The organism is Streptomyces sp. NBC_00414, assembly GCF_036038375.1.
GTDB lineage: Bacteria > Actinomycetota > Actinomycetes > Streptomycetales > Streptomycetaceae > Streptomyces.
In genome coordinates, this window is record NZ_CP107935.1 from 607,243 (window position 1) to 622,086 (window position 14,844).

Here is a 14,844-nt window from a genome sequence, read left to right on the forward strand (position 1 = left end):
CGGGAGACTCGCGCCATGACGGCACTGCCCGTCGTGGCGGCGGGGACGGACGCCATGCTGCTCGTACCGCGGCCGACCTGCCTTGGCAACGGCGGCCCTCGACATCGCGGTGGTCAGCGCGTCGGTTCGACGACTTCCTGAGTGCCGATGACCGCGAGCAGGTCGAGCAGGTCCGCGCTGTCGGTGCCGACGGCCGGGGCGAACCAGAGCAGCCGCTGTCGGCCGTCCTCACTGAACAGGGTGAGGCAGTTGACCTCGATGAGGCCCAGCGTGCGGTGGTTGAGCCGTTTGCGGTCGTCCCGCCGGAACGCCACATCGTGCACGGCCCACAGGGCGGCGAATTCGGTGGAGGTGTCGAGCAGCGAGCTGATCATCGAGCTGGCTTCGACGTCCTTCTTGTCCCGTCTGGCCGCGGCTGCCCGCAGATCGGCGACGAACGCGCGGGACTGCGCCTCATGGTCGGCTTCCGGGTACAGACGCCGGGTGTCGGGGTCGGAGAACCACCGATGGACAAGGCTGGCCCGGGCACCTCGGAAGCCTGAGTGGTCGCCGAGCAGCGCCACCGCGAGCGGGTTCTGTACGAGGGTGACGTGCAGGTCGGTGATGACCTGCGCGGGTGTCGACGTCAGGCGGTTCAGCAGATCGAGCATGCCGGGATGGACGTGCGAGGAAGGTCCGCCGGGCACGGGCACCGGCCGGTCGGCCAGGTGGTAGAGATAGTCCCGCTCGTCAGCGGTCAGGCGCAGAGCTCTGGCCAGCGCGGCGAGCATCTGCTCGGACGGCTGGGATCCCGCTCCGCGCTCCAGTTCGTTGTAGTAGTCCACCGATGCGCCCGCGAGCTGGGCGACCTCGTCACGGCGAAGCCCCGGCACCCGGCGCCGGGGTCCGGAGGGGAATCCGACGTCGGTCGGGCGGATGCGCTCACGCCGCGAACGCAGAAACGCCCCGAGCTCGGTGTACTTCGCAGAACCCATGTCATCCATTGTGGGCCCGGCCAGGTCACCGACCCAGGGGATGACATCCCCTGGCTCCGCCGGTCGGTGTCGCCCATCGTTGAGGGCATGACCACGAACCACCGGTAGGCCCGGACGCGGCTGCCGTCGAGGAGACAGTGGCGGCGACCGAATGCCTCCGGACCCGCGGACGCGGACATCAGTAATTATCAAGGAGCCAACCATGCCTTTTGCCAACTTCAAGGTTCTCGCCGGCACCATGTCCGCCGAGGACAAGAAGAAGATCGTCGAGCGCACCACCGACCTGTACGCGGAGATCTACGGTGAGCGGGCCCGCGCCACCACCGTCGTCCTCATCGACGAAGTCGTCGACGGCGGCTGGGGCGTCGGCGGCAACGTCCTGACCGCCGCCATGATCAACAGCGACGCCTGACATCGATCACCCGTGTGGGGCCCGGCACTGCGGTGCCGGGCCCCACACGGGCTTGCAGGCGTCCGCCGCAGCGCCTCAGCGCTCAGCCTTCAGCCCTCAGCTCTGCGTGCTGCGTGCTGCGTGCTGCGTGCTCAGTCTTCAGCGCTCCCGCACAGGCCGACGCTGTTCACAGACGGACAAGTTCCAGCGCCTGCTGCAAGTTGTGCTCGGCTATGCCTGCCATGAATTCTGTGCCGGGGAAGTCCCCTTCGAGCAGCCTCAGCGGGCCCGCCGTCAGCGAGAGCCGCTGCGCGAGCGTGTAGAGCGCGAGCCTGTCCTGGTCCAGTCCGTCCGCTCCCAGCGATCCGTACGAGTCGCCGAAGCGGATCCGCAGAAAGACGTGCTCCCACTCGACGTCGAAGTACATCGCACCCTCGATGTCGATCAGAACAGGTCTCCCGTCCGCGTCCACCAGCACATGGTCGGGACCCAACTCGCCGTGCACGATCGCGTACTCCGACCGTGACCGCACCGCTCCTGACAGTTCCCGCAGCCGCTCTTCCAGCAGACCGTGGGCTTCGTCGATCCTCGGATCGCGTGACGCCGCCTCGGCGAGGTCCCGCAGCGCACGTACCAGGACGACCCCCTCGCACGATGTCCCGTGCGACGTTCCCCCTGCGTCCACCACCGCGACTTTGCCGTACGTGAGAGACCGATGGTGCCGCATCGCCTCCAGCGTTTCGCCGAGCCGCCGCATCACCGGAACAGCCGCGCTCGGGTCCCGGGCGAGCAGTGCCTCCAGGCTCTCACCGGGGAGATCCTCGACGATCACGAGACCGGCCGGGCAGTGGGTGCTGTCCCGGTCGATGAGTCGGATCTCCGGAACTCGGGTTCCGAGCGCGTCCAGCCGTATGTGTGCGGCCTCGAACAGATCGAGGCCGAGGCCGGGCGAGAACGGGTCGGCGAGGTCGTCGTCCTCGGCCGCCGGCCAGTAGTTCTCGTCGTTCGCCCACAGGTAGGCGATCGCGGTCGTCGCGTCGTCCATCACCAGGCGATAGACCCCCTTCTTGCTGCCGCCCGCGACCCGCTCGATCCCTGCCAATCTGCGCCCGCCGCCGAGCGCGGCCCGCGCCGCCCCCGCCAGCCGCTCCCGCTTCATCGTGGTGAGGGCCACTTCCTGAACCGCCTTTCCGCCGCGACAACCCGCGCCCCCAGGAAAACACCGTCGTGTTGACTGTCCACGCGTGACGGTTGTCCAGACTTCACGGCTGTTCAGACGTCACGGCTGTTCGTGGGAGCCGCGGGACTCAAGGGCTGTCACCGGACCAGTCGAAACGGCTCGGGTCTCCCGCGCGCGGGTCGTACAGGGCGCGCCCGCCGGCACCGAACCGGCCGAGTTCGGTGGACAGTGCGGCGCCCGCGGCGATCTGATCCGGCGTCCAGTCGGTGACGTCCAGGAGGAGTCCGTCCAAGGGGCCGCCGACCAGGGCGACGTAGGAGCGGCCCGGGCGTGGGCCCGGGTCGGGGTCGTCGTGGTCGTGGCCGTATATCCGGCCGCGCAGCAGCTGCTCGTCGCCATTCACAACATCCAGCTTTCCATCCGCCACTGACAATGGGGCCCCGCCGACCGCCTCAGGGGCGCGGTTCAGCTTTGCGGGCGGGCCGTGCGGCCTTGACGGCCTCGGCTCATCTGAGGACTCTCGGTGGTAGGTGACGGCCCATCAGGTCGATGAACGGATCGAGTCGCGCACACATGAGGGAGGAGCCCAGGAGTGCCGGAGGCCGAGATGCCCCACGATGAGACGACGTTCCCCTTCCCGCCGGGCCCTCACGGCGGCCCGCCCCACGCCTACACCAGTCGGCGAAGCGCCTGCCCGCTGGCCCCCGTGGTCCTGCCCAGCGGTGACGAAGTGCTGCTGGCCACTGCCTACGACGACGTGAAGGCAGTTCTCGGAGACCCGCGTTTCAGTCGGAATCTGCGCTATGCGGGCGCCCCGCGCATGCTGCCGGACGCCGATTTCACCGACGATCCGGACGCCCTGGTCAACATGGACCCGCCCGAACACACGCGATTACGGCGCATCGCGCAGGCGGCCTTCACACCCCGGCAGGCCGAGAGCCGACGGGCTCGCATTCAAGCCGTGGCGGACGAGCTGCTGGCGGAGATGCGAGCCGGCGGGCCTCCGGCAGACCTCATGGTCACCTTCGCCTTTCCGTTGCCGATCAACATCATCTGCGATCTGCTCGGGGTGCCGACTCGGGACAGCCCTCAGTTCCGCCACTGGTCGGACATGTTCTTGTCCACGAGCGCCGCCGCGGCGCCGGAACGCCGCAAGGTCGGCGCGGAGTTCGCCGCGTACGTCGACGGCCTCATCGCCGCCCGCCGCCGCGACCCCGGTGAGGACCTGCTCGACGAACTCATCAACGCTCACGACGAGGACGACCGGCTGAGCGCGGTCGAGTTGGCCCGCATCGTCCGGGGGCTGATCATCGCGGGACATGAGACCACCGGCAACGTCATCGGCCGCGGCATCATCACTCTCCTGCGGCACCCGGAGCAGCTTGCCGCGCTTCGCGAGCATCCGGCACTCCTGCCCAGTGCCGTCGAAGAGATCCTCCGTACGGAGGTGCCGGGCCACGGAGGGCTGCTCCGCGTGGCCACCGATGCGCTCTCGCTCCCCTCAGGGGGCACCGTCGCCCGGGGCCAAGGTGTGCTCGCCCCTGTCGTGGCCGCGAACTACGATCCCGAGCGCTTCCCGGCCCCGGACACGTTCGACGTCCGGCGCGCCGACAACAAGCACGTCACCTTCGGCCACGGCCCTCACTTCTGCCTGGGCGCCAACCTCGCGCGCGTCGAGCTGCAGGTCGCCATCGGTTCGCTGGTCCGGGAGCTCCCCGACCTCGCGCTCGCCGGCAGCGCGCAGGACCTCACGTGGATCGGCGGAAGCCGGGTCTGCGGCGTTTCACAGCTTCCCGTCACGTGGTGAACGCCGTACTTGGGCGCACATGGCCGCCGACGGTGGCGCCATCGCCGTCATCGTGCTGGTGGTCTGGCTGCTGGGCTTCGTGATCCGGCCCGCCGGTCACGGCGGCCGCAAGGGCCGTTGGTACCGCTGGTAGAGAGCACCCCTCCCGAAGAGCCCCGTCGACCATCGTCGACGGGGCCTTTCGGCGTACCCCCGCGGTGCGCGTGTGCCGGGAATTCCATGGTTGACCAATAGAGGCGGATTTGCGGGAAAGAGTATCGATGCGGCCGGAGCGGGCGGCGTTCCACAGGGAACCTTGCGCCTCCAGCGCCACCCGCTCCGGCCGCTTTTCCGTACCCATTCCTTGCGCCCTTTTCCGGACCCCGCCCCCAGTGGCCATTTCAGGGCTCGGAGGGCACGGCGAGCGGGAACGGAGCGCCTGGCCGCGCGGCAGCACGCGGACACCCCTGCGCCGGGTCGGCGTCGCTCAGGCCGCACATCTTCCGTGAACGAAGCACAACCCTTCTCATACCTCGCGTGTCACATCAGGCAGGAGCAACAGACCGCAAAGATCACAAGGGGGAAATATGCGATTGAACCGCTCTGCCCTGACTTTCGTCGCTTTCGCAGCTCTGTCCGTGGGAGCCACGGCCGCCACGGCGGCGCCGGCCTCCGCCGCGCCCAACACCACGCCGCAGAAGGTCTGCGGAAGCGCCTACAAGACCGTGAACTCGGCTCCCGTCGGCTCACTGGGCACCGTGTACCTGACGTACAACGCGTCCAACGGCGAGAACTGTGTCGCGACCATCCGCAAGAACCCGGGCACGGCCGTGGACATGTCCACCTGGGTCTACATCCCCGACACCGACGAGGGCGACGAGGACTACGGGCGGTACACGTCGTACGCGGGACCGGCGTACGTGTACGGCAAGGGCCACTGCGTCGACTGGGGCGGCCACATCAACAACGTGTACGTGCAGGTGACCGGCTCCAACTGCGCCGCCCTCAAGGAGCACCGGGTCACCTCCACCCGCTGACCCGACACTCCTGGCGGCCGTCACATGACCGCTGGAACCCGGGTCAGGCCGCCAGGGTGCCGCTCAGGGCGTCGAGTCCCTCGGTGTAGATGGCGTGGAAGATGCTCTCGGCCTCCGCGTCCGTGACGCCCGCCGGGGTGAACGTACCGCTCCACTCCACACGCGACGTGCCGGGTGCACCCGGCACGTCGCGCACCGCCAGCGTGGACAGGTAGCCCGTCACGGGGAACGGGGCACGCTCAATGGCGTACGAGTAGGAACGGCCCACGTGGTCGAAGGCCATGAGGCGCTCGATGATGACTCCGCCGTCCTGGTTGGTCAGCCGGCGCACGCGGCCGCCCTCGGTCAGCTCACTGTGCGGAATGTAGGGCAGCCAGTCGGGCAGGGAGTCGAAGCCGCCGATGAGGCGCCAGACGACGTCCGGGGTCCGAGGGATGTCGAGGGTGGCACTGGTGGTCGCCATGGTGCATCTCCAGAGAAGAGGTGGTGTTGGTCAGACGGTGGGAACCGGTGCGTCGGAGGCGATGAGCTGTTCGGCGCGCATCGCGGTCCAGAACGCGGCGGGAATCTGCTCGCCGAGCGCGGCCACGTCCTCGGCGATACGGCTGGGGCGGGTGGCGCCGGGTATGACGGCGGCCGTGGCGGGATGGGCGAGAGCGAACTGCAGCGCCGCGGCCTTGACGCTCACCTGGTGCTCGGCGGCGAGCTTCTTGATGCGCTCCACCTTGGCGATGATCCCGGCCGGTGCCTTCTGGTACTCGAAGTGCTGCCCCCCGGCGAGAATGCCGGAGCTGTAGGGTCCGCCGACCACCATGTCGACACCCTGGGCGGTGGCGGCCGGCAGCAGGCGCTGCAGGGCGCGGCCGTGGTCCAGGAGCGTGTAGCGCCCGGCCAGGAGGAAGGCGTCGGGCCGAGGCTCGTCGAGGTCGAGTGTGAGCTCGACCGGCTCCACCCGGTTGACACCCAGACCCCAGGCCTTGATCACGCCTTCCTCGCGCAGACGCCGAAGCGCGCGAAACGCTCCGGTCCGTGCGGTGTCGAAGACCTCAAGCCACCGGTCGCCGTGGAAGTCCTGGGCGACGTCGTGGACCCAGACGAAGTCGAGGCGGTCCGTCCTGAGCCGCTTGAGGCTGTCCTCGATGGACCGCAGCGTGGCATCGGCGGTGTAGACGTCGATCATCTTGTTGGGGCGGCCGTGCTCGAACAGTCCGCCCTTCTCGCCCAGGTCGCGCGCGGCCGGATCCTCGACCTCGTCGAGGATGACGCGGCCGACCTTGCTGCTCAGTACGTATTCGTCGCGCGGCTTGTCGGCCAGCGCGTCGCCGAGCCGGATCTCGGCCAGGCCCGCCCCGTAGAACGGAGCGGTGTCGAAGTAGCGGACTCCCTGGTCCCAGGCGGCCTCGACAGTGGCCCGGGCCTCGTCCTCGGGAAGGCTGCGGAACATGTTGCCGAGCGGTGCGGTCCCGAATCCGAGCCGACCCGGAAGAAGCGGCTTGATACCCATGATGAAGATCCTTCTCCAGAAGAGATGTGCACGGAATGGTTTGGTTCACACCACTCCGCGGCTCTTGCTCCACCGAGGTTAGGATCAGAGGGTCAGACTGTCCAAGACTCGCTTGGACATACTTAAGTCCCTTGAGGTCTCACATGCTTGACCTGCGACAACTTCGCTATTTCCTTGCCGTCGCCGAAGAGGAGCACGTGGGGCGGGCCGCCGAGCGGCTGCACATCTCGCAGTCGCCGCTGAGCCGCCAGATCGCCCAGCTGGAGAAGAACCTCGGGCTCGCCCTCTTCGAGCGCAGCCAGCAGCGCTTGCGCCTCACGTCGGACGGTCGCGTCTTCCTGTCCGAGGCCCGGGCGCTGCTGCGGCACGCGGACCGGCTGGAGAACCTCGGCCGCCGTCTGGGCCGCGGTGAGGAAGGCGGCCTGTGCGTGGGGTACGTCGCCGACGCCATGCACACCGGGCTCCTGCCTCAGGCGCTGCGGGATCTGCAGGCACAGCGCCCGGGCATCCATGTCGCGCTCTACGCACTGCCCACGGCGCAGCAGTTCGAGGGCCTGCGCCAGCGCAGTCTGGACATCGCTCTCACGCCGGAACCGCCCACCGAGGACGATCCGGATCTGCGCGGCTCGCTGCTGTTCGAGGACCCTCTGCTGCTGGCCGTCCCGAACGGCTCCCCGCTCGCCGACCGGGCCGACATCACTCCCGAGGACCTCGCCGACCAGCGGTGGATCGCCGTGGAGGGCACCGACGAGTCCTGGCGGGACGATTTCGTCGCCTCCTGCGTGGCCGTCGGCTTCCGCCCGGACATCCGGCTGGAGGCCCCCGACCCGCTCACGGCCATCGGTCTCGTCGCCTCGGGGCTGGGCATGGCGCTGGTGCAGGAGAGCATGCTTCCCGGCAGGACCGCGGGCGTCACCACCCGGCCCCTCGCCTGGCTCGGGCAGTCGGTCCACCTCTGGGCCGCCTGGCATCACGTCGACCTGCGTCCCGTGGTCGCGTCGTTCAGGGAAACCGTGCTGCGGACAGGCGCCGCCCACGCCGCTCCCCACTGACACGGATCCCGCCCGACACGGATCCCGCGGTCTGCCGGTCGGGCACCGCCCGGATCCGGGCGGGTCGGTGGGCGGCTCCCGTTATCGGATGGGTCGGTTGCCTGCGCGCCGGGACCAGCGCACGGCGGTGAGGGCCAGGGCGACCACGAGTACCGCGATGCCGATCGCCAGCAGGTAGCCCAGCCCCTCCGCGGCCACCCCGATGATGCCGAGCACGAGGGCGATCAGGACGAGAAACAGGAAGAGAGCCATGACAGAACCTTCTGACTGAGTAGGGGGTCAGCGACGCGCGAGTTGCCTCTCTCCACCTGCGCCCGTCTTGTAGGCCATGTCGTAGTGCTGGAAGATCGCTTCCTCCTCCTCCGCGGGAAGAATGTCGTCCATGCCCACCGAGGGTGCCTTCTTCACCAATGCCTTCGCATAGGCGACCTTGACGTAGTCGGGCCCGAGGACCGCTTCGTCGAGCGGCACGAAAGCCAGCCGCTGGCGAGTGGGCAGCCCGATACGGACCGTGGCGATGGCGGACTCGTCGGTTGCGGTGTTCACGTAGATCGATTCGAGCACACCGATCTTGTGCCCCTTGAGGTCGACGACATCGCGATTGCGCCATTCGCGTATGTCGGCCGCGTGGATCATGCTCATGTTGCGCCTCCTGAGCCACTGATCCAGAACGAGTTCCCCCGCTGCCGGACCTGACACCGCAACGACACGCACCGGCTGCGAGCCGTGCGCCTTCACCAGGCGTCATCGGCCACGGGCCTGGCCGCGTCGAAGGTACCGCCGTCCTCGGCTGTCAGTGGCCGGTCGTACTCTCCGGCGGGTGAGAGACCCCATAGAGGCACGCATCCTTGAAGCCGCGATGCGCGACGCGCGGCTGGCTCTGACCGACCACGACGGCACGTCGGAGTGGCTGCTCCGCCCCGATGCGTCCTCGGGAGGCCCACTCGCCGCCGAGGTGTGGGTGTTCGACACCGCGTCGACCCATGTGCTGCTGGTGCGTCACCGTTGGCGAGGGTGGGTGCCGCCGGGCGGCAAGGTGGATCCCGGGGAGACACCGCGAGAGGCCGCTCGTCGGGAACTGTTCGAGGAGACCGGCGTACGGGCCGAACTGCATGCCGTGCCGGCCGCCGCCACAGTGCGGTCGTATCACCCCGACTGGGCGGCCACCGCGGGCATTTCCTACGTGGCGGTCGTCGACCGACGGACGCCGTTGGTGGCCGAGGTCGGGCAGCCGGCTGCCTGGCACCGGCTGGACGAGCCGTGGCAGGGGTGGTTCTCCGGCGATCGTCCTCGGATGCGGCAGTGCGCCCTGCAGCTCGGAGACGGCCCGTGAGGCAGCGCGCGGCGGCTCGGAGATGCCCCCCTGAGGCGGCACGCGGCCGCTCGGAGGCGGCCCCTGAGGCAGCAGACGTACGCAGGACGCAATAGTCCACACACGGCACGTCATTGTCCACATCCGTCGCTCTAGTCTCACAGCGAGCCGACCGCGCGGCCCCGGCGCAGCACCCGCACAGGCACGTCACTTCTCCAAAACCCCACGGACGGAGATCCACATGCGCAGGACGAGCGCACGGTTCACCCTGACCGGAGCCGCGGCCGCGAGTGCCGTCGCACTGGCTGTGATCGGAGCCAACACGGCGAGCAGTTCCACCGCCTCCCAGCTGGAGCCGGCGGTCGCCGCAGCCGCCGCTCCCATCGGCTTCGGAGCCGGCACCACCGGCGGCGCCGGCGGCAGCACGGTGACCGTCACCACCGCCTCCGCCTTCAAGACTGCGGTGCAGAGCAGCGCGACCCAGATCGTCCGGGTCAACGGAACCATCGCGCTGACGGAGATGACGAAGGTCGCGTCGAACAAGACGATCGTCGGCGTCGGCACCGCAGGCAAGATCACCGGCAGCGGACTCAACGTCGCGAACGTGAACAACGTGATCATCCAGAACCTCTCGTTCTCCGGGTCCAACGACGACGCCATCAACGTCCAGTACTCGACGAAGGTCCACATCGACCACAACGACATCTCCGGCGCGTACGACGGGGCCGTCGACATCAAGCGTTCCTCGACGAACATCACGGTGTCCTGGAACCGCACCCACAACCAGGACAAGAACATGTTGCTCGGTCACTCCGACGACAACTCCAGCGAGGACACCGGCAAGCTGAAGGTGACCTACGACCACAACTGGTTCGACGGCACCAACCAGCGCAACCCGCGCGTCCGGTTCGGCAACCCGGTGCACGTGCTGAACAACTACTTCAGCAACGTCGGCTCCTACGGCGTGGCGTCCACCGAGAACGCGGGTGTCCTCGTGGAGGGCAACTACTTCGAGAACACCGACGACCCCTACCACCTCGGTGAGGGTTCCTCCGACGCGGGCTCGCTCGTGGCCAGGAACAACCACTTCGTGAACTCCGGCTCCGGCCAGACCGGTGGCTCCGTGGCCTCGATCCCGTACAGCTACACCGCGCAGTCGGCGTCCAGCGTCAAGGCGAGCGTCACCGCGGGTGCGGGCGTCGGCAAGATCTGATCCCCAACTCCGCACCGCACAGGGCAGGGCCGGTGACCGACGCGTCACCGGCCTTGCCTCGCGTCACCGCCTCCCTTACGTTGCCCAGGGCCTCGTCGGCACCGCGGCTCTCGGGGCACCCCGACGGAGGCCGATCGAGGGGGCGCCGATGGACCCGGGTCCGTACACCACGGGTGGTACGTCGCTCGGGCCGAACCGGCCGCTGACGGTCGGCCTGCTCACCGCCAACATCCACCTGGGCGTCGGAGCCACCCTCTGGTCGGGGGCCCGGGCCGCCGCCGAACGCAACGACGTCAACCTGATCTGCTTCCCGGGCGGGAACCTGCGGCACGGGGACGTGGCCCGCAGCGAGTTGTACGAACTCGTCGGCCCCGCGCGGCTCGACGGCGTCGTCTGCTGGAGCTCGACGCTGGGACTGCCCTCCGCCGGGCCCAGGGCCCGCCGCCTGCTGCGCCGGCTGGCCCATCTGCCGCTGATCAGTCTCAACCAGCCGCTCAGCGACCAGACCGACGTGCTGTCGATCGACTCCCACGCGGGCATGCGCAAACTGGTCGGGCACCTCGTCGTCCAGCACGGCCGCAGACGGCCGGCCTGTATCCACGGCCCACTCGCCAACCCGGTCTCCGAGGAGCGTTACCGCGCCTGTGTCGACGCGCTGCGCCACCACGGCATCCGGAACGAACACGTGGGCGCCGCGGTCGACTTCGCCGCGGCGGCCGGCGCCTCCGCGATGCAGGTGCTCCTGGAGGCCCGCGGACTCACACCCGGCGTCGACTTCGACGTGGTGCTCGCCTGCAGCGACGTCCTGGCCGCGGGAGCCCTGCGCTATCTCACCGAACGCGGCATACGGGTACCGGAGGATGTGGCCGTGGTCGGCTTCAACGACTCGCCCGAAGCCCGCCTCGGCGATCCGCCCCTCACCTCCGTGGCCCTGCCCTTCGAGGAACTGGGCGCGCTTTCCGTGGACACCCTGGTCGCCCGGCTGCGCGGCACCCGCCCGCCGGACCGCACCACCATCCCCGCCACCCTGGTGCCGCGCCGCTCCTGCGGCTGCCCCTACCCGACCTCGTACCGGCCCTCGCCCGTCACCCCGGCACCGGCCGCCGCGCGGCGCCCCGCGGGATGGGACGCGGTGGACGGCGTGCTGCCCTCCGTCGGTCCGCGCCTGGCCTCGGCCTTCCGTGCCGAACTCGCGCGCGGCGACGGCGAGTCGTACACCCTGGCGAGCGGCGACGGCCGAGGCGCCGCCGACGGCGAAGTCCGGCCCGGGGACTTCCTCTCCCTGGTCGAGCGGCTGTTGCGCAGCAACGCCGGGACACAGGCCGAGGTGGACAGGTGGCACCAGGCGTTGGAGAGCGCCCGGCGCGGTGTCGTCGACACACTGCCGGACGCCCTGCGGCGGGCCGGTGAGGTGCTGTTCGGGCAGGCCCGGCTCGTCGTGGCGGAGCGATCGCGTGCGCTCCTTGAGTACGAGCGCTGGTCGCAGACGCAACGCGCGCGCAGACTGCGGGAGTTCGGGACCGCGCTGACCACGGTCGTGGACCTGGAGGGGCTCTCGGACGTGCTGGAGCGCCATCTGGGCCAGTCGGGCGTCCCGCACTGCCGGATCGTCCTGTACGACCGCGACGCCGAGGCCTCCGGTCCCGCGGCTCTGGGCATGGCGCGTCCCCTGCTCGCCCGTGCGGAGGCGGGCCGGGCAGCGCCCCGCGACGCGGGCCGGGAATCCGCGTCCGCCGGTCCGCTCGGCAGCCCCGCGTTCTCTCCTGCCCTGTTGCTGCCCGACTCCCTGCTGCCTCTCGACGACCGGTTCACGCTGGTGCTCGAACCCCTGCACATCGGCGAGGAGCACCTCGGCGTGGCCGTGTTCGAGGCGACCTCGACCCGTGCCGCGTACCACGACGGAGCCGACGGGGCGCTCTACCGTGAACTGGGCGACCAGATCAGTGCCGCGCTGAAGGGCATCGGGCTCTTCGACGAGGTGCGCCGGGCACGGGACGCCGCCGAGCAGGCGAGCAGGTTCCAGACGCGGCTGCTCACGCATGTCAGCGACGAGTTACGCACTCCGGTGGAGGCCATGCTGCACCGGTCCGGCGACCCCGGAGCGGCCCTCGTGGAGGTCCGCCGGGACGCCGCGCGCGTGCTGCACCTCATGGAGAACCTCCTCGACCTCGCGCGTTCGGAGGCCGGTGATCTCCTGCTGACCCGGCGGCTCATGGACCCGCTTCCCGTGCTCTCGCAGGCGTGCGAGGCGGCGGCCTCCGCGCTGCCCGCCGCCGGCCCCGGGTGGCGGCTCGATCTGCCCGTGCGGCTGCCCTCGGTGTGGGTGGACGAGACGAGGTTCCGGCAGATCCTGCACAACGTGCTGATCTCGGCGGCCGCGCGCGCGAAGGACGCGCCACCGCGGGTGGCCGCTGCCCTCGGCCCGGCGGGTGTGCGGATCACCGTCGACGTCACGGACGCCCGCACGTCGGTCGCGCGGCCCGGGCAGCTCCTGGACGTGGGGGTGACCACGGCCCGGCGGCTGGCCATGATGCACGGCGGGGCGCTGACCGTCTCCGACAGCACCGGCTCCGACAGCGCGGGCCGCACGCAGTACGTCCTTGAGTTTCCCCTGCCCTCTCCCGACGGGCAGGCGCACCTGGCCGATGCGGGTGACGCCCCGCTGCTCGTCGTGACTCCCGGGGAGCTCGGCGCGGACCTGATCGAGCACGCCGCCCGGCACGGCCTGGAGGTGTGCAGGCCCGACACCGCGCACGACCCCATGCCGTCGGTCGCGCGGCGCACTCCCGGAGCCGTCGTGTGGGACGCGCTGCCCGACCGGCCCCAGGAGTGGCGTGCGGTGCAGCGGCTGCACGACCATCCGGCGCTGCGCCACACGCCGTTCGTGCTGTTCGGCGCCGACGGCACCGATCTGCCGCAGGCCCTGCGCGCGCTGCGGCCCAACGGATTCGCCGAACCGGTCATCGTCGCGGGCGGCTCGCAGGAGTCCCGGGAGACACTGCGCAGGCTGGCGGAGGCGGCGCTGCCGGACCATCCGGCGCGGGTCTCCACGGACGCGACGACGTTGCTCGCGCTGGTCGCGGAGGAGACCCCGCGGCTGGTGGTGCTGGAGCGGGCCCTGCCCGACCTGCAGGCGCTGGACGTGGTGGACCGGCTGCACGACGGCTCGGGCCGGGCCCTGTGTCCCGTCGTCATCGCCGACCACGAGGGCATGACGGCGGCGGACGCGCGGCGCGGGCGCCAGCACCCGGCGCTGCTCATGCTGGACATGGACGTGTTCGCGCCGGACGAGGCGGCGGCGCTCGTACGCGAACTGGCCGGCCAGCACTCCCGGTTGCCGCCGCGCACCAGGGACGTCCTGGACGAGGCGCTGGTCTTCCTCTACGAGCACTGGCGGCGGCCGATCTCCCGCTGGCAGGTCGCACAGGCCGCCGGTGTCAGCCCGGATCACCTCGGCAAACTCTTCCAGCAGCGGTACGGCCTGACGGTGTGGGAGTACCTGACCCGGCTGCGGATCCGGCGGGCGGCGGAGCGCCTGCGGTCGAGCAACGACAGCGTGCAGAGCGTCGCCCGGGCGGTGGGTTTCCGCGACCGCGCGTACTTCAGCCGGGTGTTCCGCAGGGTCACGGGCGCCGCCCCGCACCACTACCGCGAGAAAACCGCCTCCGGAGAGGGTGTACGGGACATGTCTGTCGGCCCGGGCCGCCACTGAACCGCCGCCGAATCCCCACCGGATATCGCGGAAGCAAGCACCCCCGGTCCGTCAAGTCTCATTAAAAAATGACCCTCTCCGGTTTATTGGCTGCGGACATTTATTGCCCCTTGGGCCGGTTGCCGACTTCTCGGCCAGAACGCGGAGCACACCTGGAAGACCTCCCGATATGGGGCGATCTTTGCAGCTCCGAACGCCTCCACTTCCCGAAAAACCGGTTGCTTAGGTAGCTTTTCGGGCGTTCGGCTCCGCCCACCCGGAGACCGTTGACAGGCTCTGGTCCACTGATCAATTATCGCCGTGCGTCCAGGTGTTCCCAATCGGTACATCAGTCGGACGACGTCTCCGCACCCGTGGGACGCCGTGAGCCAGAAAGCTGGTGGGCAGAATGCCGCACAACGAAGGCGTGAAGTCGTCGCCGTTATCACCTGGCAACGTTGTCGCAATGAATTGCCGCATCACCGGACCTCGCGGACTCCACGCATCGGCTTCCCGGTCCGGGCGCCCCGCCGCCGCTTCGCCCGCCGCCCCCATGAACCACCGACCCGCCGGCCGCCCCGACTTCGCAGCTCCGCCCGGCACCCGGACGTAGAGCAGCATCGGCGGCCCGCCGCACGGGTGGCCGAACTCCCAGCGTGACTCTCGGAACCAGTAATCCTGACGACGGGAAGAACCAGTTTTGT

14 protein-coding genes and 1 pseudogene are annotated in these 14,844 nt (G+C 69.9%); 8 read left to right on the forward strand and 7 right to left on the reverse strand.

Features of this window, described 5'->3' with window-relative positions:
- Window positions 1-113 precede the first annotated feature (113 nt).
- A complete protein-coding gene (locus OHS59_RS02685) occupies window positions 114-983 on the reverse strand; it encodes a helix-turn-helix transcriptional regulator (RefSeq protein ID WP_443061374.1) in 870 nt (289 codons plus the stop codon).
- A 193-nt stretch (window positions 984-1,176) separates the two neighbouring features.
- Here OHS59_RS02685 and OHS59_RS02690 point away from each other — a divergent pair, with 193 nt between their 5' ends.
- Entirely contained in the window at window positions 1,177-1,386 is a 210-nt protein-coding gene (locus OHS59_RS02690; RefSeq protein WP_328491755.1) for a tautomerase family protein, read from the forward strand.
- A gap of 166 nt (window positions 1,387-1,552) precedes the next feature.
- Here the strand turns inward: OHS59_RS02690 and OHS59_RS02695 are convergent, their stop codons facing one another.
- Both OHS59_RS02695 and OHS59_RS02700 read right to left on the reverse strand, forming a co-directional pair.
- Window positions 1,553-2,524 (reverse strand): phosphotransferase family protein, encoded by a 972-nt coding sequence (locus tag OHS59_RS02695; protein ID WP_328499023.1) that lies wholly within the window; start codon window positions 2,522-2,524, stop codon window positions 1,553-1,555.
- A gap of 148 nt (window positions 2,525-2,672) precedes the next feature.
- Entirely contained in the window at window positions 2,673-2,948 is a 276-nt protein-coding gene (locus OHS59_RS02700; protein WP_328491756.1) for a hypothetical protein, read from the reverse strand.
- A 204-nt stretch (window positions 2,949-3,152) separates the two neighbouring features.
- Between OHS59_RS02700 and OHS59_RS02705 the strand changes: the two genes are divergently transcribed.
- From OHS59_RS02705 to OHS59_RS02715, 3 genes and pseudogenes are all read left to right on the forward strand, one after another.
- Entirely contained in the window at window positions 3,153-4,352 is a 1,200-nt protein-coding gene (locus OHS59_RS02705) for a cytochrome P450 (protein ID WP_328491757.1), read from the forward strand.
- A 40-nt stretch (window positions 4,353-4,392) separates the two neighbouring features.
- A pseudogene (locus tag OHS59_RS02710) lies at window positions 4,393-4,485 on the forward strand (hydrophobic protein); the annotation flags it as partial.
- 433 nt (window positions 4,486-4,918) lie between these two features.
- A complete protein-coding gene (locus OHS59_RS02715) occupies window positions 4,919-5,368 on the forward strand; it encodes a spore-associated protein (protein ID WP_328491758.1) in 450 nt (149 codons plus the stop codon).
- Between the two features lie 43 nt (window positions 5,369-5,411).
- Here OHS59_RS02715 and OHS59_RS02720 read toward each other — a convergent pair whose 3' ends face one another.
- Both OHS59_RS02720 and OHS59_RS02725 read right to left on the reverse strand, forming a co-directional pair.
- On the reverse strand, window positions 5,412-5,831 hold the full coding sequence (locus OHS59_RS02720; protein ID WP_328491759.1) for an SRPBCC family protein: 420 nt from the start codon (window positions 5,829-5,831) through the stop codon (window positions 5,412-5,414).
- 30 nt (window positions 5,832-5,861) lie between these two features.
- Window positions 5,862-6,872: an aldo/keto reductase gene (locus OHS59_RS02725; RefSeq protein ID WP_328491760.1), complete on the reverse strand. Its 1,011-nt coding sequence runs from the start codon at window positions 6,870-6,872 to the stop codon at window positions 5,862-5,864.
- A 143-nt stretch (window positions 6,873-7,015) separates the two neighbouring features.
- On the opposite strand from OHS59_RS02725, the gene OHS59_RS02730 reads away from it, so the two are divergent.
- Window positions 7,016-7,924 carry a LysR substrate-binding domain-containing protein gene (locus OHS59_RS02730; protein ID WP_328491761.1) on the forward strand — a complete coding sequence of 303 codons (909 nt, stop codon included), beginning with the start codon at window positions 7,016-7,018 and terminating at the stop codon, window positions 7,922-7,924.
- Between the two features lie 81 nt (window positions 7,925-8,005).
- On the opposite strand, the gene OHS59_RS02735 is transcribed toward OHS59_RS02730, so the two are convergent.
- Both OHS59_RS02735 and OHS59_RS02740 read right to left on the reverse strand, forming a co-directional pair.
- Window positions 8,006-8,176 (reverse strand): hypothetical protein, encoded by a 171-nt coding sequence (locus OHS59_RS02735; RefSeq protein WP_328491762.1) that lies wholly within the window; start codon window positions 8,174-8,176, stop codon window positions 8,006-8,008.
- Window positions 8,177-8,203: 27 nt separating this feature from the next.
- The gene (locus OHS59_RS02740; protein ID WP_328499024.1) at window positions 8,204-8,560 is read right to left on the reverse strand and encodes a PRC-barrel domain-containing protein; all 357 of its coding nucleotides are present in this window, start codon (window positions 8,558-8,560) and stop codon (window positions 8,204-8,206) included.
- 184 nt (window positions 8,561-8,744) lie between these two features.
- Here OHS59_RS02740 and OHS59_RS02745 point away from each other — a divergent pair, with 184 nt between their 5' ends.
- The 3 genes from OHS59_RS02745 (at window position 8,745) to OHS59_RS02755 (ending at window position 14,161) form a co-directional block, all read left to right on the forward strand.
- Complete coding sequence (locus OHS59_RS02745) at window positions 8,745-9,257, forward strand: NUDIX hydrolase (RefSeq protein ID WP_328491763.1); 513 nt, start codon at window positions 8,745-8,747, stop codon at window positions 9,255-9,257.
- Between the two features lie 220 nt (window positions 9,258-9,477).
- The gene (locus OHS59_RS02750) at window positions 9,478-10,449 is read left to right on the forward strand and encodes a pectate lyase family protein (RefSeq protein WP_328491764.1); all 972 of its coding nucleotides are present in this window, start codon (window positions 9,478-9,480) and stop codon (window positions 10,447-10,449) included.
- A 148-nt stretch (window positions 10,450-10,597) separates the two neighbouring features.
- Complete coding sequence (locus tag OHS59_RS02755; protein WP_328491765.1) at window positions 10,598-14,161, forward strand: substrate-binding domain-containing protein; 3,564 nt, start codon at window positions 10,598-10,600, stop codon at window positions 14,159-14,161.
- The last annotated feature ends 683 nt before the right edge of the window (window positions 14,162-14,844 follow it).

What these genes read in the sequence shown, in the direction of transcription:
- OHS59_RS02740 (WP_328499024.1), bottom strand. Translation starts at nt 8,560, where the DNA reads ATGATCCACGCGGCCGACATACGCGAATGGCGCAATCGCGATGTCGTC.
- OHS59_RS02690 (WP_328491755.1), top strand. Translation starts at nt 1,177, where the DNA reads ATGCCTTTTGCCAACTTCAAGGTTCTCGCCGGCACCATGTCCGCCGAG.
- OHS59_RS02725 (WP_328491760.1), bottom strand. Translation starts at nt 6,872, where the DNA reads ATGGGTATCAAGCCGCTTCTTCCGGGTCGGCTCGGATTCGGGACCGCA.
- OHS59_RS02685 (WP_443061374.1), bottom strand. Translation starts at nt 983, where the DNA reads ATGGATGACATGGGTTCTGCGAAGTACACCGAGCTCGGGGCGTTTCTG.
- OHS59_RS02730 (WP_328491761.1), top strand. Translation starts at nt 7,016, where the DNA reads ATGCTTGACCTGCGACAACTTCGCTATTTCCTTGCCGTCGCCGAAGAG.
- OHS59_RS02715 (WP_328491758.1), top strand. Translation starts at nt 4,919, where the DNA reads ATGCGATTGAACCGCTCTGCCCTGACTTTCGTCGCTTTCGCAGCTCTG.
- OHS59_RS02755 (WP_328491765.1), top strand. Translation starts at nt 10,598, where the DNA reads ATGGACCCGGGTCCGTACACCACGGGTGGTACGTCGCTCGGGCCGAAC.
- OHS59_RS02735 (WP_328491762.1), bottom strand. Translation starts at nt 8,176, where the DNA reads ATGGCTCTCTTCCTGTTTCTCGTCCTGATCGCCCTCGTGCTCGGCATC.
- OHS59_RS02695 (WP_328499023.1), bottom strand. Translation starts at nt 2,524, where the DNA reads ATGAAGCGGGAGCGGCTGGCGGGGGCGGCGCGGGCCGCGCTCGGCGGC.
- OHS59_RS02705 (WP_328491757.1), top strand. Translation starts at nt 3,153, where the DNA reads ATGCCCCACGATGAGACGACGTTCCCCTTCCCGCCGGGCCCTCACGGC.
- OHS59_RS02720 (WP_328491759.1), bottom strand. Translation starts at nt 5,831, where the DNA reads ATGGCGACCACCAGTGCCACCCTCGACATCCCTCGGACCCCGGACGTC.
- OHS59_RS02750 (WP_328491764.1), top strand. Translation starts at nt 9,478, where the DNA reads ATGCGCAGGACGAGCGCACGGTTCACCCTGACCGGAGCCGCGGCCGCG.